This window comes from Buttiauxella sp. AC038 (assembly GCF_979253565.1).
Window position 1 is genome coordinate 1,642,000 of the sequence record NZ_CEEDCQ010000001.1, and the last position, 20,718, is coordinate 1,662,717.

The 20,718-nt window shown below is 50.8% G+C and carries 17 protein-coding genes; 6 read left to right on the forward strand and 11 right to left on the reverse strand.

What is annotated here, in order from left to right:
* Positions 1-3 precede the first annotated feature (3 nt).
* The 5 genes from sanA to ldtB all read right to left on the reverse strand — a co-directional run bounded on the left by sanA (position 4) and on the right by ldtB (position 4,079).
* Positions 4-723 carry an outer membrane permeability protein SanA gene (gene sanA / locus AC0IXI_RS07880; RefSeq protein WP_134185249.1) on the reverse strand — a complete coding sequence of 240 codons (720 nt, stop codon included), beginning with the start codon at positions 721-723 and terminating at the stop codon, positions 4-6.
* A gap of 131 nt (positions 724-854) precedes the next feature.
* A complete protein-coding gene (gene cdd / locus AC0IXI_RS07885) occupies positions 855-1,739 on the reverse strand; it encodes a cytidine deaminase (RefSeq protein WP_034458639.1) in 885 nt (294 codons plus the stop codon).
* A 130-nt stretch (positions 1,740-1,869) separates the two neighbouring features.
* The gene (locus AC0IXI_RS07890) at positions 1,870-2,565 is read right to left on the reverse strand and encodes a CidB/LrgB family autolysis modulator (RefSeq protein ID WP_064512453.1); all 696 of its coding nucleotides are present in this window, start codon (positions 2,563-2,565) and stop codon (positions 1,870-1,872) included.
* Positions 2,562-2,963, reverse strand: coding sequence for a CidA/LrgA family protein (locus tag AC0IXI_RS07895; protein ID WP_064512448.1), 402 nt, complete (start codon positions 2,961-2,963; stop codon positions 2,562-2,564). The genes AC0IXI_RS07890 and AC0IXI_RS07895 overlap by 4 nt, the downstream gene beginning before the upstream one ends.
* 195 nt (positions 2,964-3,158) lie before the next feature.
* Positions 3,159-4,079 carry a L,D-transpeptidase gene (gene ldtB, locus AC0IXI_RS07900; protein ID WP_064512447.1) on the reverse strand — a complete coding sequence of 307 codons (921 nt, stop codon included), beginning with the start codon at positions 4,077-4,079 and terminating at the stop codon, positions 3,159-3,161.
* 234 nt (positions 4,080-4,313) lie between these two features.
* Here ldtB and AC0IXI_RS07905 point away from each other — a divergent pair, with 234 nt between their 5' ends.
* Positions 4,314-5,909 (forward strand): ABC-F family ATPase, encoded by a 1,596-nt coding sequence (locus AC0IXI_RS07905; RefSeq protein WP_064512445.1) that lies wholly within the window; start codon positions 4,314-4,316, stop codon positions 5,907-5,909.
* Between the two features lie 49 nt (positions 5,910-5,958).
* Here AC0IXI_RS07905 and AC0IXI_RS07910 read toward each other — a convergent pair whose 3' ends face one another.
* Positions 5,959-8,322 carry a glycoside hydrolase family 31 protein gene (locus AC0IXI_RS07910; protein WP_134185253.1) on the reverse strand — a complete coding sequence of 788 codons (2,364 nt, stop codon included), beginning with the start codon at positions 8,320-8,322 and terminating at the stop codon, positions 5,959-5,961.
* A 15-nt stretch (positions 8,323-8,337) separates the two neighbouring features.
* A complete protein-coding gene (locus AC0IXI_RS07915; protein ID WP_154154857.1) occupies positions 8,338-9,639 on the reverse strand; it encodes an MFS transporter in 1,302 nt (433 codons plus the stop codon).
* Positions 9,640-9,934: 295 nt separating this feature from the next.
* On the opposite strand from AC0IXI_RS07915, the gene AC0IXI_RS07920 reads away from it, so the two are divergent.
* Positions 9,935-11,008 (forward strand): LacI family DNA-binding transcriptional regulator, encoded by a 1,074-nt coding sequence (locus tag AC0IXI_RS07920; RefSeq protein WP_471682196.1) that lies wholly within the window; start codon positions 9,935-9,937, stop codon positions 11,006-11,008.
* A 6-nt stretch (positions 11,009-11,014) separates the two neighbouring features.
* Here AC0IXI_RS07920 and AC0IXI_RS07925 read toward each other — a convergent pair whose 3' ends face one another.
* Together AC0IXI_RS07925 and AC0IXI_RS07930 are read right to left on the reverse strand one after the other, a co-directional pair.
* On the reverse strand, positions 11,015-11,131 hold the full coding sequence (locus AC0IXI_RS07925; protein WP_471683210.1) for a helix-turn-helix transcriptional regulator: 117 nt from the start codon (positions 11,129-11,131) through the stop codon (positions 11,015-11,017).
* Positions 11,101-11,550 carry a hypothetical protein gene (locus AC0IXI_RS07930; protein ID WP_471682197.1) on the reverse strand — a complete coding sequence of 150 codons (450 nt, stop codon included), beginning with the start codon at positions 11,548-11,550 and terminating at the stop codon, positions 11,101-11,103. The genes AC0IXI_RS07925 and AC0IXI_RS07930 overlap by 31 nt, the downstream gene beginning before the upstream one ends.
* 256 nt (positions 11,551-11,806) lie before the next feature.
* On the opposite strand from AC0IXI_RS07930, the gene AC0IXI_RS07935 reads away from it, so the two are divergent.
* The gene (locus tag AC0IXI_RS07935; protein ID WP_471682198.1) at positions 11,807-12,709 is read left to right on the forward strand and encodes a LysR substrate-binding domain-containing protein; all 903 of its coding nucleotides are present in this window, start codon (positions 11,807-11,809) and stop codon (positions 12,707-12,709) included.
* Between the two features lie 163 nt (positions 12,710-12,872).
* Positions 12,873-15,329, forward strand: coding sequence for an autotransporter outer membrane beta-barrel domain-containing protein (locus AC0IXI_RS07940; RefSeq protein ID WP_471682199.1), 2,457 nt, complete (start codon positions 12,873-12,875; stop codon positions 15,327-15,329).
* Between the two features lie 48 nt (positions 15,330-15,377).
* Here AC0IXI_RS07940 and moeB read toward each other — a convergent pair whose 3' ends face one another.
* Together moeB and moeA are read right to left on the reverse strand one after the other, a co-directional pair.
* Complete coding sequence (gene moeB, locus AC0IXI_RS07945; RefSeq protein WP_471682200.1) at positions 15,378-16,130, reverse strand: molybdopterin-synthase adenylyltransferase MoeB; 753 nt, start codon at positions 16,128-16,130, stop codon at positions 15,378-15,380.
* A 2-nt stretch (positions 16,131-16,132) separates the two neighbouring features.
* Positions 16,133-17,365 carry a molybdopterin molybdotransferase MoeA gene (gene moeA, locus AC0IXI_RS07950; RefSeq protein ID WP_471682201.1) on the reverse strand — a complete coding sequence of 411 codons (1,233 nt, stop codon included), beginning with the start codon at positions 17,363-17,365 and terminating at the stop codon, positions 16,133-16,135.
* Positions 17,366-17,887: 522 nt separating this feature from the next.
* On the opposite strand from moeA, the gene iaaA reads away from it, so the two are divergent.
* The gene (gene iaaA / locus AC0IXI_RS07955; protein WP_471682202.1) at positions 17,888-18,841 is read left to right on the forward strand and encodes a beta-aspartyl-peptidase; all 954 of its coding nucleotides are present in this window, start codon (positions 17,888-17,890) and stop codon (positions 18,839-18,841) included.
* Positions 18,841-20,691, forward strand: a complete 1,851-nt coding sequence (gsiA, locus tag AC0IXI_RS07960) for a glutathione ABC transporter ATP-binding protein GsiA (RefSeq protein ID WP_471682203.1) — start codon at positions 18,841-18,843, stop codon at positions 20,689-20,691. Before iaaA ends, gsiA begins: the two co-directional genes overlap by 1 nt.
* The last annotated feature ends 27 nt before the right edge of the window (positions 20,692-20,718 follow it).

The following is a 20,718-nucleotide window of genomic DNA, read 5'->3' on the forward strand; positions in this document are numbered from 1 at the left end:
CCTCTATTTCTTATCTTTCTTCTGCAATTCCAGCAACTGCTCTGGCGTCACAGCCGGATAAGCTTGAGCATCTTCGGGGACTTCATGCATGGCGGGAATAGGGACTAGCGGCCCAAGGAAACGCGGCTCACGCTTGAAGATATACAAATCTGCCAGCGCACCCAGACGCGCACCAAACTCTCTGATACGTACAGTCATCATATTTTTTGGTGAAGGAACGGCGTAACACTGCGCCTGAATCCCCATATGCAGGGCGATAAACAGTGCGCGTTCGCAATGGAAACGCTGAGTGATAATAATAAAATCATTGGTATCAAACACTTTGCGAGTACGTACTATCGAGTCCAGAGTACGAAAACCTGCGTAGTCCAGTACGATATCGGCAGGGTCAACGCCACCGGCAATCAGATCTTTGCGCATGGTCATCGGTTCGTTGTAACTCTGGAGGGCGTTATCTCCGCTTAAAAGCAGATAGTTCACTTTGCCGCTGTTATAAGCATTTAAAGCGCCCTGAATACGGAATTGATAGTACTGATTAATCACGCCAGTGCGGTAATACTTGGCGGTTCCCAGCACCACACCGACCTGACGGTACGGTAAATCCTGAAGTTCGTCGTAGACGTAAGGCGCTGTTTTCCAGCTTATCCAGCGGTCAAGACACAGCGCAGCTACCACAGCCAAGCCGATGATGACCAACAGGCTATAAAACAAGCGCTTCAACATGGACTTGCAGCTCAATAAAGGGATGAAATTTTATTCAAGGCTACTTTACCTGGTGGTTAAGAGCAAGATTCGTGGAGTTGGTTGAATTAAAATTCGCCAGAACGGGCGTATTTACACCCGTTCTGTGAGTTTTAGCTCAGAAGTGCGCGGTCGATATTCAGGCAACCCAAAGCTTTCAGGGTCGCGGCCGTGGCATCCCATTGCGTCAATGGCGCATCAGCTTTCTCTGCAAGGATCGCTCGTTGAATTTCATTGTAGTCATAGCCTGAGAGGCTAAGCAGATTCAATGCAGCTTGTAGCGGAGGCAGGGAAGGGTTGAATGCTGCGTTCTCAGCATAACTTCCTTTGAAAATCGTTCCATCGCGCATTTCCAGTGCCACACCAGAAGGCGCGTTACTGTATGGCGCATGGCTGCGGTTTGCCGCTGCAATAGCCGCCTGACTTAGTTCATCACCGTGCAGCGCAAAGCCGTGGTCCATTGCATCAAGCAGTAATGTTTTGATTTCTAAATCGCGAGGGCCAAAGGCATCAGGCAAATAGTCGCCGAGGGTTGCAGGCTTACGACCTGGAAGGTTAATGCGCAGTGCCACGCCGCTGTTCAGTTCATTCATAAACTGGCGGCAGTGCCCACAAGGCGTGTAGTTGACGGTAATTGCAGCAAGGGCTTTCTCCCCGCGCATCCACGCATGGGTAATCGCGCTTTGCTCGGCATGAACGGTCTGCTGCATGGTGGAACCAAGAAACTCCATATTGCCGCCAAAATAGAGATTACCGCTTACGCCACGAGCCACTGCACCAACATAGAATTGAGATAAATCAGCACGAGCACAGGCGGCTGCAAGCGGCAGCAAAGCGAATGCCAGTGCATCGTCATCAAGGCCGGTCTGGGCTTTCAGTGAATCTACTTCCGTTGCACTAAACATTGCCGGGAAGTGAGAGTCAGCAATCAAGGGTTGCAAAGCGGCTTGCAAAGAAGCCGGGAGCTGTGCGAGAGCAGCCTGAAAACGTGAGCGCATAAGTAGTAGCCTCATAACAAGTAATTGAACCGCAGTTTACGGGTCTGTATGGGCTTTATATGTGATCTTTATCTAATTACAAATGCAACATATGAAATAAAGAACAAAATTGCGCGATCTCTCGCAAGTTTTAACCAAACACAGCCAAAATCACCGGGAATAAGAACGGAGCAACCAGGGAAGTGATGATGCCGCAAATTACCAACGCCAGTGAGCTAAATGCACCTTCCTGGAAATCCATCTCAGCGCAACGTGCGGTACCCAGCGCGTGGGAGGCCGCACCCATCGATAAACCGCGAGATGCTTTGGTTTTAATACCCATTAGATTCAAAATACTATGACCGAATACCGCGCCCAAAATCCCCACGAAAATCACGCATACGGCGCTAATTGCTGGGATGCCGCCGATACTGCCGCCAACAGCCATGGCAATAGGTGTTGTGACAGACTTAGGTAAGATTGACGCTGCGATTTGCGGTGTGGCACCCATTAATAATGCAACGGATGTACCGGTAATCATCGCCACCATGCTGCCAATAAAACAGATGGTGATAATGGATTTCCAGCGCGCACGAATCTGGTGAAGCTGTTCATACAGTGGGAACGCGAGGGCAACTACAGCCGGTTGCAGCAAATCGTTGAGCACTTTACTGCCGGCAAAATAGTGATCATAAGGCGTGCCGGTAAATACCAGAATAGGGATGATAACAATCATCGAAACCAGTAACGGGTTCAGCAGCGGCGACTTATAACGCATTCCGATTTGGCGGGCGAGAAAGAAAGTCACCACCGTTAAAGGTAAAGACCACCAGATATGATGCATCATTTTGTTTCGCCCTCACTTTCACCCACAACTTTACGTTCGCCGTGCACTAAATGAGAACTCCAGCTCACGATGACTAATACCACTAAGGTACTGATAAAACAGGAAACCACCACCGGGCCGAATTGCTGTTTAATCACATCGACATACTGCATAACGCCTACGCCAATCGGTACAAAGAGAAGCGCCATATAACGAATCAGCAGATGGCAGCTTGGCTTAACCCACTTGGCTGGCAGGATTTGCAGAGACAGCAAAACAAACAGAATTAACATGCCAATAATACTGCCGGGAATGGTGATTGGTAGCAGCGAAGAGATAGCAATGCCTGCATATAAACATATGTAAATTAATATAAAAGACCGCAGGTACTGCCAAATTACGGTGAGCAAGTTACGCATGGTGATTACCCTTTAATAAACGCATTCATCATACAATTAAAGCTTAAAATGTGCTACCGATCACATCATGAATTATGAGCATACCAAATATTCCTCGAAGGAACTTTCCAGAATGTTTTGGGCAATCTCACAGCACCATGTTTTGCAGGCATAAAAAAAGCGACCCGCAGGTCGCTTTTTAACTCAAACGCTTGATTAGTTCAGGCGAACCGGCATACCGGAACGGCCCAGAACTGCTTGATCGACAACAGCGCTGTCAACATCAGGCTGAGCGGTAATCGCAGTCACATTGCTTTTCAGCGTGATTGGCACGATCTCAGTTGAGTTGAACTGTTCTTCAGTTGTAGACAGTGGGTTGTGTACTTCAATGTAGCGCGAACCATCAGGCTCAACAGTTGCTTTCACTGGTTCATTGATGAACTGAACACGGGTCCCGACTGGCACTTTTTCGAACAGGAACTTGATGTCTTCATTACGCAGACGCACACAACCGTGGCTTACACGCAGGCCGATACCAAAGTTCGCGTTAGTACCGTGAATTGCATACAGGCGGCCAATGTACAATGCATACAGACCCATAGGGTTGTCTGGGCCAGCTGGAACAACGGCTGGTAATGGAGTACCGGCCGCGATGTATTCCGCATGCATTTTTGCAGTCGGCGTCCATGTTGGGCCTGCTTTCTTACGTTCTACTTTGGTCGTCCAGTTCAGTGGGGTGTCTTTACCCAACTGGCCGATACCGATTGGCAACACGATTACAGTGTTAGTACCCGCCGGGTAATAGTAGAGGCGCATTTCAGCACTGTTGATAACAATGCCTTCATGAACGGTATCCGGCAGGATGAGCTGCTGAGGAATGTTCAGGATGGTGCCTGGTTTTGGCAAATACGGGTCAACGCCTGGGTTTGCTTCCAACATGTTGGAAAGACCCATTTGGTAACGCGCTGCATATTCTTCCAGCGGTGCGGTGCTACCTTCAGGAATTGTGACAACCTGGTTTTGACCAATCAGACGGCTGCCATCGGTTGGCAGAGGATAGGTCACGGCAGAAGCTGTTTTGCTAAAAGCCACAACAGCCACAAATGCCAGTAAAATTGTGCGTAGTTTCATATTCATGTTATGCAATGTATTTATGGCCATGCAGGCTAGTTAGTGAAGAAACGGAGCGATTTGAGCGCGCATTATATGTGCATTCCCTCAGCCTGGGAAATCAGATGTGGATTAAATCACACTTTTTTGCACATTGATTATTTTATCACCAGCGCACAAGCAGAGCGATCTGCACGTTGAGTTATGGCATAATGTGCCCGATCTCACATAATACAAACCTTCTTTTACCAGGACATCTCTGTGCTAGTTTCCAGTAACGTCACAATGCAGTTCGGCAGTAAGCCGTTGTTTGAAAATATTTCTGTCAAATTTGGCGGCGGCAACCGTTACGGCTTGATCGGCGCTAACGGTAGCGGCAAGTCTACCTTTATGAAAATCCTCGGTGGCGATTTAGAGCCAACGCTGGGTAACGTTTCACTTGATCCGAACGAACGCCTCGGTAAGTTGCGTCAGGATCAATTTGCCTTTGAAAAATTCACCGTTCTCGACACGGTAATCATGGGCCACGCTGAACTCTGGGAAGTAAAAGAAGAGCGCGACCGTATTTACGCGTTACCAGAGATGAGCGAAGAAGACGGCTACAAAGTTGCCGATCTGGAAGTCCTGTACGGCGAAATGGACGGTTACACCGCTGAAGCGCGCGCGGGTGAACTGCTGTTAGGTGTAGGCATTCCTGTAGAACAACATTACGGCCCGATGAGCGAAGTTGCTCCAGGCTGGAAACTGCGTGTGTTGCTGGCGCAGGCACTGTTCTCAAACCCAGAAATCCTGCTGCTTGATGAACCGACGAACAACCTGGACATCGACACCATTCGTTGGCTGGAAACCGTGCTCAACGAACGTAACAGCACCATGATCATCATTTCGCACGACCGTCACTTCCTGAACATGGTTTGTACTCACATGGCGGATCTGGACTACGGCGAACTGCGTGTTTATCCAGGCAACTACGACGAATACATGACAGCGGCAACACAAGTGCGTGAACGTCTGTTGTCTGATAACGCGAAGAAAAAAGCGCAGATTGCTGACCTGCAATCCTTCGTTAGCCGCTTTAGCGCCAACGCCTCTAAATCTCGCCAGGCAACTTCTCGTGCTCGCCAGATTGATAAAATCAAACTGGACGAAGTTAAAGCATCCAGCCGTCAGAACCCGTTCATTCGCTTCGAGCAGGACAAGAAACTGTTCCGTAATGCGCTTGAAGTTGAAGGTTTGGCTAAAGGCTTTGATAACGGCCCGCTGTTCAAAGACGTTAACATGCTTCTGGAAGTGGGTGAGAAACTCGCCATTCTGGGTACCAACGGCGTGGGTAAAACTACTCTGCTTAAAACGCTGGTCTCTGAACTGACTCCAGATGCAGGTACTGTGAAGTGGTCTGAGAACGTGCAAATCGGCTATTACGCACAGGATCACGAATACGAATTCGAAAATGACCTGACGGTGTTCGACTGGATGAGCCAGTGGATGCAAGTAGGTGACGATGAGCAAGCGGTGCGCAGCATCCTTGGTCGTCTATTGTTCAGCCAGGACGATATTAAAAAGCCTGCGAAGGTGCTGTCCGGTGGTGAAAAAGGTCGCATGTTGTTTGGTAAATTAATGATGGAACGTCCTAACGTTCTGGTCATGGATGAACCAACAAACCACCTGGATATGGAATCCATTGAATCGCTGAACATGGCGCTGGAAATGTACCCAGGCACGCTGATCTTCGTTTCTCATGACCGTGAATTTGTTAGCTCGCTGGCAACCCGCGTGATTGAGATTACGCCAGAGCGCTTGATTGACTTTACCGGTGGCTACGAAGATTACCTGCGTAGTAAAGGTATCGATAACTAAGGTTATTGATAGTCAATGAAAAACCGCCTTCCGGCGGTTTTTTTATATCTTAAATCCTCCAGAAATCCTGCTCTTTCCTGTCAACGATCAAGCGGCGCTTCTCACCCGCCGGTAGCGTTAACGCCATCTCTTTCCATGCTGGGATGTAATCACCTTTGCAGGTGAACTCCACACGGATCTCGTCTGCCGTACAGCGAATTTCCCAGTTCAGCCACAGCGCATTACCTTGCTGATAACCCCATGACTCGCCATCATCTTCAAACAGGCTACCGTGAGAAACGCCAGTGCCTTGTAACGGATACACTTTTAGCTCGCGTACATTGTCAGCACTCGCTTTCACGTGAGTAATACGCGCGGAATGTGGCAGTGCGGCTCCGGCGCGAACCAGCAGTGGCAGGCGTTCCAGCGGTGCGTCGACAACAATCGCCTGGCCACCGCTATACCATTGGCCGGTGTAATAGTCGTACCAACCCACGCCATTTTCAGGCAGCCAGACTTCGCGCTCACGCAGGCCTTCTTCCACCACACTTGCCACCAGCAAATCGCGACCCAGCATAAAGTCGTCACACTCTTCGAAGGTTTTCGCGTCGTGTTCGTGGTCGAGAAACGTCGGGCGCAGCATCGGCTCGTCGTCGGCATGGGCCTGCCACAGCAACGTGTAGAAGTACGGCAACAGGCGATAGCGTGTTTCGATAGCACTACGAATTGCCGGGGTTACCGATGCATACATCCACGGTTCGTTGACGGTGCTATCGTCATTCCACGAGTGAATAGTGAAACGCGGATGCATCACGCCGTTTTGAACCCAGCGTACAAACAGTTCGGCCTCTGGTTTGTCACCGGAGAAACCGCCGACATCGTGCCCCACGTTGTACAACCCAGAAAGGCTCATACCCACGCCCATGCGGGTGTTATAGCGCAGAGTATTCCAGTTGGTGCGGTTATCGCCGCTCCAGGTCTGCACGTAACGTTGCATCCCGGCGCAACCGGAACGGGAGATCAAGTATGGGCGTTTTTCTGGAGCAAACTTCTGCTGTGCTTCCAAAGAGGCGCGCATCATCAGCAGTGGCATCACGGGGCGGATATTTTTGATCGCAATCTCTTCGCCAAAACCGTGGCAGCGCGCTTCGCCATCCCACACTTCGTATTCGTTATTATCATTCCAGGTAGAATCGATACCCATTTCCAGCAACTGCGTGGTCACACCGTTCTGCCACCATTTAACCGTTGCCGGATTGGTGAAATCAAGATGTGAACCTTCGTCATCCCAGAAGATCGAACGTTCCGGGCTATCCAGCTCCGAATCCTTAATAAACAGACCTTGCTCAACCACTTCCTGGTAACGCGGGTGATCTTGCAACAGGCAAGGCTTAATGTTCGCTGCAAGTTTAATGCCTGCGTCGTGGAACGACTGGCTCATCACTTTCGGCTGCGGGACCTTGTCGTAGTTCCAGTTGAACACGTAACGTTTGTTATTGATTGAGGTATAACCCGATGACAACTGGAATGAATCGCATGGAATCGCATGTTCGTCACACAGTTTGATAAAGCTCATCAGCTGGTTTTGCGCATCGGGCGCATCGGTGTAGTGCATCGTTGAACCGCTGTACCCGAGACTCCATTTCGGGCCAAACAGCGTTTTACCCGTCAGGCGAACAAACGCTTTGGTGACATCCAGCACTTGCGGGCCGAGGAAGATGTAGTAATCCACATCACCAGATTCAGCCTGCCAGCGGCGATAGGGCAGATGATAGTTGTCGATTTCATTGCCCAAATCCAGCCAGCAACTGCTCAGGTTGTCGTAAAACATCCCGAAGCTCACATCCGGGCGGCGTGTGATGGTAAACGGAATGTGTTTGTAGAGCGGGTCAGTGGATTCTGCGTTATAGCCCATTGCGTCCAGGTTGCGCATTTCATAACGCTTACCGGTACGTTGAAGTGGACCCGCTTTTTCACCTAAACCGTAATACTGCTCTTCTTTATAGCGTCGCTGATAGTGCGCCACGCCATCGCCATGTGCGTTGAGCAAATAAGCGCTGGTTGGGCGGTCGCTTGCCAAGAATTGCCACTCGGCTGCTTCGTTCAGATATTCCCATTGAAGCCATAGCGGCTGGTGAACAGTCACACGCAGTTTATCGCTGCTGATGCGAAGCGTATCGCCGAGTTCTTCCATGGTGAAACCCGGCAACGCAAAACCTTCCAGACTTTCGCGGTTACGCCCTTCCCATGGCACATCATTTTCTGGCGCGATACTCCACGTACGGTTCAGCGCCAGCTTGTTTTCGCGTTTAATCAGCACGCGGAACATGCCTTGTTCCAGCACAAAAAGGTTCAGGCGGTGCTTCCCATCCACGCTCAATTCCACGTGGTTGGCATCAGACTTCAATAGTGTCCAGGTCTTCAAAATTTTCATTATTCACAATCCGTTTCAGGCACGCTTGGTGCGGCGTTCAGCAATAAAAGAAATCAGGAATACAGCGCCAATCAGGTCAAAGAAGCCCATGGCGATAAAGAGAGGGTTGTAGCCAATCTTGTCAGCGGTGACACCAATCAGCAGTGAGAACAAGAAGCTGGCAATCCAGGCGGCAGAGCCACGCATGCCGTTGACCGTGGCCATTTGGCCTTTATCAAAGGAGTCCACCACCAGTGCACTCAACATGCAGGAAATTATCTGGTGCCCAAAGCCGCCGACAGAAATCAAGGCGATGGTGACGTACGGGTCTTTGGTGATGGCAACCAGTGCCAGAGAAATCATCAGGAACGCACCGGTAACCGAACTTGCCACGATGGAGTTGGTACGGGAGCAACCAAACCAGCGGGTATAAAGCTTGGTCAGGTAACCACTTGCCACACTACCAAGGTCAGCTGCGAGGAATGGCAACCAGGCAAACATGGCGATTTGTTTGAGGTCCATACCGCGTTCATTTGCCAGATACAGTGGCACCCAGAAGCTCAGTACCGCCCAGGCTGGTTCAGCCATGAATGCGGGAATCGCGATACCGTAGAAACGTTTATTTTTGCCAACCGTTTTCAGTGCAGTCAGGAAAGGTAATTTCACCGCAGCGGGTTCGTTATCTTGCTTGATGAATTCCAGTTCATCTTTGCTCAGATTCGGGTGTTGTTCAGGGTTGTGGTAGAACAACCACCACAAAATCACCCACAACATTGCCAGTACGCCGGTAAACATAAACGCGCCCTGCCAGCCGAAAGAGGCATGAGCAAAATAGACAATTGGCGGTGCAAGCATGGCACCAATAGAGAAACCAACTCCAGCCCAACCCGCGGCGATAGGGCGTTCTTTTTTCGGGAACCATTCACCGATGGTTTTGGCATTTGCCGGTGTTGCTGCGGCTTCAGCACCCCCCATAAAGAAACGCAAAATTGCCAGATGCATCCAGCTACCGGCACCAGCGTGCATCACGCACACCACAGCCCAGATCCCGGCACAAATCAGGAAGCCGAGTTTCAGGCCGATGACATCAATCAACCAGCCGCAAATTGGCTGGAATAGAGTATAGGCAAGCTGGAATGAGGCGACTATCCATGAATATTGCTCGGTGGTAATGCCGAGGCTGGTTTTCAGCTCAGGGGCCAAAATACCCAGTGAGTTACGGGTGATGTAGTTAACGGTAACGCCTAACAAAAACAGGACCAGAACCCACCAGCGCAGGTTGCGTACGGTACGCTTGGCCTTAACGGCGGTGACTCCCGGATTTATGCCATGACTCATGTCGTTCTCCACTAGAAGAGCTATCTATCGAAATATTTACCACAATCTTGAGATTGTGAAAGTTGTATCTAATTGATTAATAATTATTTTATTTGCTTCTTGCCACGAAAATGCAGGCTCAGTTGCGGCAATGGAGAGAGCGTAAAACAGTTATAAAATGGTCAATAGCGACTTTCATGCAAAAATTTTCACATGAAAGAAAAATTCGTGCGTTCGATAACGAAAATACCAGCGATTAAGCCCTACACTTCATCGTGAAAATTTTTTCATGGGTGAAATGGGCGCAGATCACAAAATGAGTAAAAAGCTAAAAATTGCCGAAATCGCTGCCGAAACTGGGCTTTCAATTAGCACGGTCTCTCGCGTGTTGGCTGGGAAATCGAACACCAGCGAACAAGCTCGCCTGCAAGTGCTGAACTGCGCTGGTCAAAAAGGTGTGCTTGCCGGAATGGCGGCGGGGCGCATGCTACTTAATAGTTTGGTCGTTTTTGCCCCGCAGCGTGCGTTCGATGAGCGATCTGATGTCTTTTATTATCGTGTTACACAGGGCGTGAGTAAGGCTCTGGCACCGCATGAAGTCCGGCTGCGCTACTGTGCTCTCGAAGAAAACGACAGTGATGCCAATATGTTCCTGAGCAAAATGAATGAAGTGGAGACGGAAGCGGCGATCTTACTGGGCATTGATGATCCACATATCCACGATCTGGCGTTCGATCTCGGTAAGCCCTGCGTGTTGATCAACTGCCGCGATCGCAAAATGCGCCTTCCCGGCGTTGCGCCCGATCACCAACTGATTGGCGACTATGCGGCAAGCTACTTATTTGAGCAGGGGCACAAAGCCGTAGTCAATTTGCTCTGCCTGCGCCGCTATACGATGGAGTTACGTCTGGCGGGGATTCGTGATGCCTGGGATGCTAACAATCTGCGATTTGATGATGCGCAGCATTTGATTACCGCGCAGAATTTCAGTGCTAAAGAGAGCGAAAGATTAATCAGTGAGTTTCTGGAAAAGACGCCTCGTCATCAGCTACCCACCGCCTTGCTAGTCGGTGGGGATTTTATGGCAGCAGGGGCTGTAAGCGCACTTCAAAATGCGGGACTACGAGTACCACACGATATTTCAGTGATGAGTATCGACGGTTTTAATCTGGCGGCTATTCATGATGTGCCGCTGACCTCGGTTCATGTTCCGCGTGACCAGCTTGGCGAAGAGGCTGTGCATATACTCCAGCAGCGTTTAATCCGCCCGGATGCCCCAGTGGGGAATTTACTGCTAAACGGTACGCTGGTAGTGCGTGATTCGGTGCGCCGCATTCGCTCGAATAAGCGCCATGCGGCGGTCAATAGCGTGGGGCTTTATGACGAGTGATTGACCTTAATAGCAATTCACCAGGCTCTGCTGGTTGAGTTTACCCAACTTGCGACGAATAGAACCCATATGCCGGTAAATCGTTTTTGCTGTTACGCCTCTAAGTTGCGATATTTCATGCAGTGAAGCGCCCTGTGATAAATAGTTGGCAACCTGTTTCTCCGTTCTGGAAAGTTGTCTTTTTTCTTCTCCTGCTCCAAATTGTCGTAAACCAGGCCAGCATTGGGTTGCTTACGCAGGCGTTGTTTGATTGCCTTCTCGTAATTCACCAGTGGACAATTAAGGTTAATCTCTTCCGGGAAATGAATGTGACCCCAGCATAAAGTGTTGTTCATAAGAAAAATATAATCTGAAAAATTATTCTGCTTTAACTGTGTCTGAATAAAACGATGAAATTCAAAGAAACTGCTAAACATGCCAGTGTCGACAATAATAAGGTTTCGATGCTGCATTAAATCTTGTGGTATTTTTTTATGTAAATGCTTCAGTGCTAAGGTGATGAAAGAGCAGTGGGTGGCGTAATGAATTCCCTGGTGTGGCATAAAATAAACCCTCCATGTATTAACTTTCCTGAATTAAATATTTTATTTGTACATGTCATATTATCTGGTGCTTAACTTTATATGTAATGATTTTTTAGTATGTGTGATGCAAATAAATCATCGACTAATTAGTTTACATTTTGAACAGCAGAAAATAATATGTTCGACGAATTTATGAACTAAATATCTTGAAAGGCAGGGGGTAATCTCTAGCTTCTCTACATGGTGCTATAATCTGGTTAAATGTGAGGTTGCCATGAACAATTTGCCAAAAATTAATCAGCTTAAAAACCTGCGAGCAATCATTCAATATGGCAGCATCCGCGCGGCTTCTCAGGCCGTCCATCAAACTCAATCGGCTATGACGCGCAGCATTCAGGAGCTGGAAAAAACGCTGGGTGTGACATTGCTCGACCGAACCGCTCGCGGTGCGCTACTGACCGAAATGGGGCGGTTGTTTGAACCCAGAATGAATCTGGTGCTTAACGAGCTTGAGCGCGCAGTAGATGAAATCCGCCAGCAGGAAAGCGCCACCAATGGCACAGTCGTGTTTGGTTGCTCACATTTACCTGCCTTTGGCATTATGCCAGGTGTGTTAACAAAGTTTCAGCAACGACACCCTAAAGCAGCTCTAACCGTTATAGAAGGCCAACTTTCTGAATTGCTCGGCTCATTGCGCCTGGGGCGTATGGATTTTTTTATCGGCATCATTACGCCGGATATTGCCCTGCATGAATTCAGCGAGGAACAGCTCAGCGTGGCAAAATTCTGTGTGTTTGCCCATAAGGATCATCCGCTGGCGGAGTGCCAGTCGTTACTCGAATTACGCAATGCTAAATGGTATCTCCCGACGGCAAGCACTGGCTTCTTTAGCGCAATCGAAAAGGTTGTTTTCCCCGGTGGAAAAGGGCCGGATTGCTCGGTGTTGTACGGCGATTCAACAACCATTGCTGAACAGCTCATTTTGGCTGAGGGCTATCTCTCCGTTGGTCCGCAAGCCATGCTGGAGCTCCCATGGCTCAAAGAAAAATTATGCCAGGTGAACGTAAAAGAGACTTTGCCAAACGGTAATTACAGTTTGATTTACCGCCAACAGCAAACACTAACGCCCATCGCTAAATTACTCATCAATGAGATTCGCCATGAATTTATCAAGTAATCTCTTATTGATAATTCTACTCATTATAAAACGCGAATAAAAATTGCGAATTTCATCAATACATACATATTGAATATTTCACATGGGAAGTGAGACTAATCTACATAAGGTAAATGTCATGTCTGGTCAATTTTATAAATTTCATTTTCAGCTCGATAATCTTATGGCAAATTCTTTTAAATTAATTACGCCACTAATCATTATCCCGCTTTCTTTTTCAACTCTGGCGGCAATAATTAATAACGGCCAAACCGTTACGGTTCCTTTTACTCATGGCGCACAAAACCCTGATGACACATCCAGCCCAAATGAATGGAAAGTGGATGGTTTTATTGGCAATTTAATGAACAACGGCACACTAAACATTTTGTCTGAAAATGGCGTCAGCGGATCCGTACATGCCTTTACTATGACGGCGGGTACCCAATCTGGAGAGTCGGGTACCGTGCTTATTTCAGGGCCTGGTTCAAAATTGGTTAACAACAGCTTCCTTGTCGTGGGGAGCAACGGTAGCGGTAGTATGACGGTCCGTGATGGTGGATACGTATCTAACAACTCTACTGGGCAATTAGGGGTCAGTAGCGGCTCGAATGGTTTTGCCCACGTGACGGGGCCAGGATCAAAATGGGACTCAAACAGCGAACTGCTCGTTGGCCTGGCTGGACAAGGAACCGTGCAGGTTAGTGATGAAGGGGCGCTCTCCGTAAACAACATAATCATTGCCAGGGACGCTGGAAGCACAGGAATAATGGTGGTGGGGGCATTGGAAGGTGCCACTCCCCTTGCACCCGGAATCATTCAGGCCAACAGAATTTCAGGCGGAGCGGGGAACGCGACCCTACTGCTTAATCACTCTTCGCAAGATTATGTCCTGGACAGCACTCTTAATGGCGCCAGGGATAATGCAGTGGGGTCTGACACCGGGCTGGTGGGTAATTTCGTCATTGACTCGCTGGCAGGTACAACACATTTAAACAGTGACCATGGTGATTTCACCGGCACCTTGCAGGCGCGTGAAAACGGGACGTTAAGCGTCAACGGCGATATGTCCCAGGCCACGGTTTCTCTCCTTTCCGGTGGTGTGCTTGAAGGAAATGGGCGCGTCGGCAATACCACTAACGGCGGAACAATTTCCCCAGGAAATTCCATCGGCACATTAACTATCGATGGGGATTACCACGGTGCGGGTGGCACGCTGGTGATGGAAAGTGTCCTTGGCGGTGATAATTCCCCTGCCGACCGGCTGATCATTACCGGGAGTGCAACAGGCGACACCCACGTCGAGATCGTTAACCTGGGGGGTGAAGGTGGCTTTACCGAAAACGGCATTCCTCTGATTTATGCCGCACAGCTTTCCGACGGCAATGCCTTTAAGCTTAAGGGTGATTTTACTACGCCCGAAGGGGAACAGGCTGTGGTGCACGGAGCGTATGCCTATGCATTTCGAACCCTTCAATATGGCACCGGGCGCTGGTGGTATTTGACCTCCGATCTTAGCGACCCGCAACAACCTGTCGCGCCATTGCCGGAAGTGCCAACGCCAGGTACGCCTGAGCCTGGCACCCCAACCCCTGGCGTACCTGTGGTCGAAACACCAGAACCTGGTGTGGTAACCCCTGGCGTGCCTGTTTTCCCTGTCATTCCTGAAGGGCCAGATGAAATTGCGCCGCAACGTTACCACCCAGGGGCTGCACTTTATGAGCAGTACCCGCAGGTTCTCGCTGAACTTAATCGAGTTCCCACTTTGCAGGAACGCGTTGGCGATATTGCGGATGATAAGAAAATCGGTGCCTGGGGGCGGATGGAAGGCAATTACAGCAAAAATCAGCCTGTTGCCTCCACCACCGATGCCGATCGTAAAATAAACCTCTGGAAAATGCAGACGGGTGTCGATGGTGCAATCGTTGATAACCACAATGGCTTGCTGACAGGAGGTGTTAATTTTAGTTACGGACAGGTCAATGCCGATATTAGCGCATATTCAGGAAGTGGTGACATCGACACCACTGGTTACGGCCCGGGATTGACGCTCACATGGTATGGAAATAACGGCCTGTATGTGGATAGCCAAGTGCAGATGATGTTCTTCAATAGTGATCTTAATTCCAGTACCGTCGGCACGTCTTTGAAATCGGATAACAAAGGTAAAGGCTATGCTGGTTCAGTGGAGAGCGGCTGGCGTCTTGATGCGGGAAACGGTTATGCCATCACCCCACAGGCACAACTGGTATGGTCACGAGTGAGTTTTGATAGTTTTGACGACACCTTTGGCAGCAAAGTTTCACTTAAAGATGGCGATAGTTTGCTGGCGCGGCTGGGCGTAAGCGGTGATCACCGGGCCGAATGGCAGACGAAGGACGACACTAAAACCCGTAGCTACGTGCATGTGAACCTGGATGTGCTTCAGGAAATGGCGGACGGCAGTACCGTTAAGATTGAAGAGGTGAAATTCAGCTCTCGCGATGCCCGCACGCAAATTGCGCTTGGCGTGGGCGGTACACTGGACTGGAACGATGGGCGCTACGCGGTTTATGGCAAAGTTGGCGTTCAGGCGAGCCCGCACAATCCGAGTGATAACTATGGTGCCGGCGGGAATGTAGGTATTCGAATCAGCTGGTAATGCGCGAAAAGGTTGATGGCAGCAGAATGCTAAGCTGCCATCTGCCTGTTAGTTACCACACACTTCGCATTGCGAATTTCGCGGCAGTCTCATTTCGCGAAACTGGCAGGTCATCGCATCGTACATCACGATTTTTCCGCTTGCTGGTGTGCCGTAGTTTGCCAGTAGCTTGATGGCTTCCATCGCTTGCAACGAACCAATTACGCCTACTAGCGGGGCCATCACCCCGGCTTCCACACAGGTCAGCGCATTCTCGCCAAACAGGCGGCTCAGGCAGCGGTAGCACGGCTCGCCATCCTGATAAGTAAAGACGCTGATTTGCCCTTCCATGCGAATGGCGGCACCGGAAACCAGCGGTTTTTTAGTGGTGAAACAGCACTGATTAAGTTGGTTGCGAATCGCCACATTATCGGTGCAGTCGAGCACCAGGTCATGCTGTGCGGTTAGCTCCAACAGTTGCGCTTCGTCTAACAGCGCATTCACCGCTTCAATCTGAATATGCGGATTAATCGCCGCCAACATATCTCGTGCGGAATCCACTTTAGGCTGCCCGATAGTGGCATCACGATGTAGCGTCTGGCGCTGCAAATTCGACAGCGCCACGGTATCAAAATCCAGCAATGTCAGGTGACCGACACCGGCAGCGGCAAGATACGGGGCGGCGGCACAACCCAGCCCGCCAAGCCCAACAACCAATACACGCGCAGCTTTCAACGCTTCTTGCCCGTCGAAATCAAAACCGCGCAGAATAATCTGGCGGTTATAGCGCAGCATTTCCTGGTCGCTTAATTCAGCGCTCATCTTTAGCCCCCGAACAGGTGGTTGAATGGTTCAACCTCAACCCAATCGCCTGCGTCAACATTGCCACGCTCACGTTCCAGCACGATAAAACAGTTGGCCTGGCTAAATGAGCTGAAAATATGCGAACCCTGGTGGCCGGTGCTCAATACTTCTAATTGCCCGTCTTCGCCCCTGCGCATGATGCCGCGCTGGAAATCGAGACGGCCCGGCGATTTTTTCAAACGCCCGACGGTACGCGCGCGCTGGCGTGGCGGCAGGGCATTGCCTTGCTCGCCGCTGAGTTTGGCAAGCAACGGTTGAACCAGCTGGTAAAACGTCAGTGCCGCGGAAACCGGGTTGCCCGGCAGGCCGCAGAACCAGCTATTTGTCAGACGACCGAAAGCAAAAGGTTTGCCCGGCTTAATCGCCAGTTTCCAGAAACCGACTTCACCCAACTCTTCGAGCAACTGTTTGGTGTAATCCGCTTCACCCACAGAAACGCCGCCGCTGCTGATGACCACATCGGCCTTGCTGTCGGCTTCAATAAATGCGGCGCGCAGCGCTTCGGGGTCATCACGGATAATGCCTACATCGATAACTTCGCAGCCCAATTGTTCGAGCATGATATGCACCGCAAGGCGGTTGGTATCATAGATTTGACCGTCGCCAAGCGGAGTGCCTGGCAGTTGTAGCTCGTCGCCAGTTGAGAACACGGCGGCGCGAACTTTGCGCAGTACTGCAACATTAGCAATACCCAGAGAGGCAATAAGCGGTAACTCAGCCGCAGTCAGTTTTTTGCCCGCGGGTAACACACTCGCACCCTGGCGAATATCTTCACCGCGCAGACGCACGTTTTGTCCGTTTTTCACTGCTTCGTTAAAACGCACACCGCTTTCGGTCACTGTGGCTTCTTCTTGCATCACCACGGCGTCGGTTTCTGGCGGTACAGGCGCGCCGGTCATAATGCGGATGCAGGTGCCTTCAGGCCAGACGCCTGCAAACGGCTGCCCGGCAAAGGCTTTCCCCGCGACAGGCAACGCCGTGCCCAGCGCGATATCTTTCAGGCGCACCGCGTAACCGTCCATTGCTGAGTTATCAAACCCCGGTACATCGATTGGCGACGTGACAGGGTGGGAGGTAATGCGCCCACAAGCCGTCAACAAAGGGATGGACTCAGATTCAGTGACAGGAACAATACGCGACAACATCTGTTCCATTGCGGTTTCAAGGGGGATAAGCCCGGCGGTAAATTCCATGAAAGCTCCTGCGGCGCGGGAAAAATATGTCGGACATTATGGCAGAGAAACGCCGCTGGCTGATATACCCGTCATACTTCAAGTTGTGGGGGTGTTGGCTGCACTTACTTACCCCAGTCACTTACTCAAGTAAGCTCCTGGGGATTATGCGGCCCATCCATGGGCCTTACCCCTTTGGGGACGCTGCAAGCAGCGTTCAAATTTGTTCCAGACAAATTTGTAGCTCCCTTGCCGCGTTACTCGGCGAAGCCTCGCCCCTTTGGGGCCAGCGCAAGCGCTGTTCAAAAGGCTGAAGCCTTTTGTCCCACAACTCGAATTATTTAGGGTAAGAGGAGTAACCCAAGGCGCCATTTCCCTTTACATCACATTTACATCTTTCTATATTCAAAAATCGTATTAGTTAACAGTCACTATTCTGATATTTATAGCTTTCGTAGTTTCCGTAGCTCGGATAAGCGCAGCGCCATTCGACAACACAACGGACTCCGACAATACAACGAACTCTGACAAGGCAATGTCGAAATGAGCAAAGCAGTAATCGCGATTCACGGTGGCGCGGGAGCCATCACTCGTGCGCAACTTAGCCCCGAAAAAGAGCTGCTCTACATTAAAGCGCTGTCGGAAATCGTTGAGGCGGGCCAGGCATTGCTGGCCGCTGGCGGCAGTGCGCTTGATGCCGTTACGGAAGCCGTGCGCTTACTCGAAGAATGCCCGTTGTTCAATGCAGGAACCGGTGCGGTGTTTACTCACGACGGCACGCACGAGCTGGATGCCTGCATCATGGACGGCAATACCCTCGAAGCCGGAGCGGTGGCGGGTGTCAGCCATATTCGCAATCCCGTGCTGGCTGCTCGCCAGGTGCTGGAACACAGCCCGCACGTGCTGCTCATCGGGCGCGGGGCGGAAAATTTTGCCGAGCAGCACGGCCTTGAACCGGTATCACCGGACATCTTTTTCACACAGGAACGTTGGGATCAACTACAGCGTGCCCGCGCAAACCAGCAAACCGTATTGGATCATGATGGCGGCGAGCCGATTAACCCGGATACCAAATTTGGCACCGTCGGTGCCGTCGCGCTCGATCAATATGGCAATTTGGCGGCGGCTACATCAACGGGTGGCATGACCAACAAAATGCCGGGCCGCGTCGGGGATTCACCCATTATTGGCGCAGGCTGTTACGCCAATAACGCAAACGTTGCGGTCTCGTGTACTGGAACCGGCGAAGTGTTTATGAAGACGCTGGCGGCCTACGATATTGCAGCTCTGATGGAATATGCTGGTCTCAGCCTGCATCAGGCGACAGAACGAGTGGTGATGGAAAAACTCCCGGCGCTAGAAGGCAGCGGCGGAGTGATTGCCATCGATAACGAGGGCAATGTGGCACTGCCTTTTAACAGCGAAGGAATGTATCGCGGCTACGGTTATGTAGGCGATGCTCCAAGCGTTGGAATCTATAGTAGCCAGGAGCATTGATGCCCCATAGTCATGAACTGCCCGAAGATGAAGTGCTATCTGTCAGTGCACTCAACGTTAGCTTTCGCCAGGAAAAAGTCGATACCCAGGCGGTGTCGGGCCTGTCATTTACGCTAAATCGCGGAGAAACACTGGCGATTGTCGGGGAGTCTGGCTCAGGGAAATCAGTCACTGCGTTGGCGTTAATGCGCCTGCTGAATAAGTCAGCGAGCATTGTCGAAAGCGAAAAAGTCCTGCTGCGCCGCCGAAATGGCCAGGTGATTGAACCAGCAGAGTTAAGCTCATCGCAAATGCGCCATGTGCGCGGTGCAGATATTGCGATGATTTTTCAGGAGCCGATGACATCGCTAAACCCGGTGTTTCCGGTTGGCGAGCAAATCGCCGAGTCTATTCGTTTGCATCAAGGGCTCGATAAACACGCGGCGATGGAAGAAGCGCGCCGCATGCTTGAACGGGTACGTATCCCAGAGGCGAAAGCTATTTTAGGGCGCTACCCGCATCAGCTTTCAGGGGGCATGCGCCAGCGTGTGATGATTGCCATGGCACTCTCATGTCGCCCCGCGGTACTGATTGCCGATGAACCCACTACTGCGCTGGATGTGACTATCCAGGCGCAAATCCTCCAGCTGATTCGCGTCCTGCAAGATGAAATGCAAATGGGGGTGATTTTTATCACTCACGATATGGGCGTGGTGGCGGATATCGCCGACCGTGTGCTGGTGATGTATCGCGGCAAAGCGGTTGAAACCGGCACGGTTGACCAAATTTTCAATGCCCCAACACACCCTTACACCAAAATATTGCTGGCCGCAGTACCCCGCCTTGGCGCCATGAATGGCCGCGATTTACCCTGCAAGTTTCCGCTCATTGACCCCGAAAACCTTAATAACCCCGAGCCGGAAACGGAGCAAGACACCATCAAACCTGGCTCAACACCGGTACTGCAAGTCCGTGATTTGGTTACGCGGTTCGATATTCGCAGCGGTATTTTTAACCGGGTTACCAGCCGGGTACATGCAGTAGAAAATGTCAGTTTTGATTTATGGCCAGGTGAAACGCTGGGGCTGGTGGGGGAGTCGGGCAGCGGCAAGTCCACCACCGGACGAGCACTATTGCGGCTGGTAGAAACTCAGGGCGGCAGTATTCACTTCAACGGCCAGCGTATCGACACGCTCTCCAATGCCGACATGCAGCATGTGCGTAAAGACATCCAGTTTATCTTCCAGGACCCGTACGCCTCACTCGACCCGCGTCTGACCGTTGGCTATTCGATTATGGAACCGTTGCTGGTGCATAACGTGATGCCCAAAGAGCAGGCGCAGCAGCGTGTGGCGTGGCTGCTTGAGCGAGTCGGGTTGCTTCCTGAACATGCGTGGCGTTATCCGCATGAGTTTTCCGGCGGCCAGCGCCAGCGCATTTGCATTGCCCGCGCACTGGCACTCAATCCAAAAGTGGTGATCGCCGATGAGTCTGTCTCGGCGCTCGACGTTTCTATCCGCGCGCAAATCATCAATTTATTGCTCGATTTGCAGCGTGAATTTGGCATCGCCTTTTTGTTTATTTCCCATGATATGGCAGTGGTGGAGCGTATTTGCCATCGCGTGGCGGTGATGTATCTCGGGCAAATTGTTGAAATAGGCCCACGACGTGCGGTGTTTGAAAACCCGCAACACCCATATACCCGAAAATTAATGGCGGCGGTTCCGGTTGCAGATCCCGCACATCGTCGTCCCAAACCGGTTTTGCTTTCTGATGACATCCCCAGTAGCACGCACAAACTGGGGAGTGAACCGAAGGTTGCAACGCTTGTAAATGTGGGACCGGGGCATTTTGTCGCCCGGCCCCAGTAAAAATAATATTCCGGCCAAGGATAAACA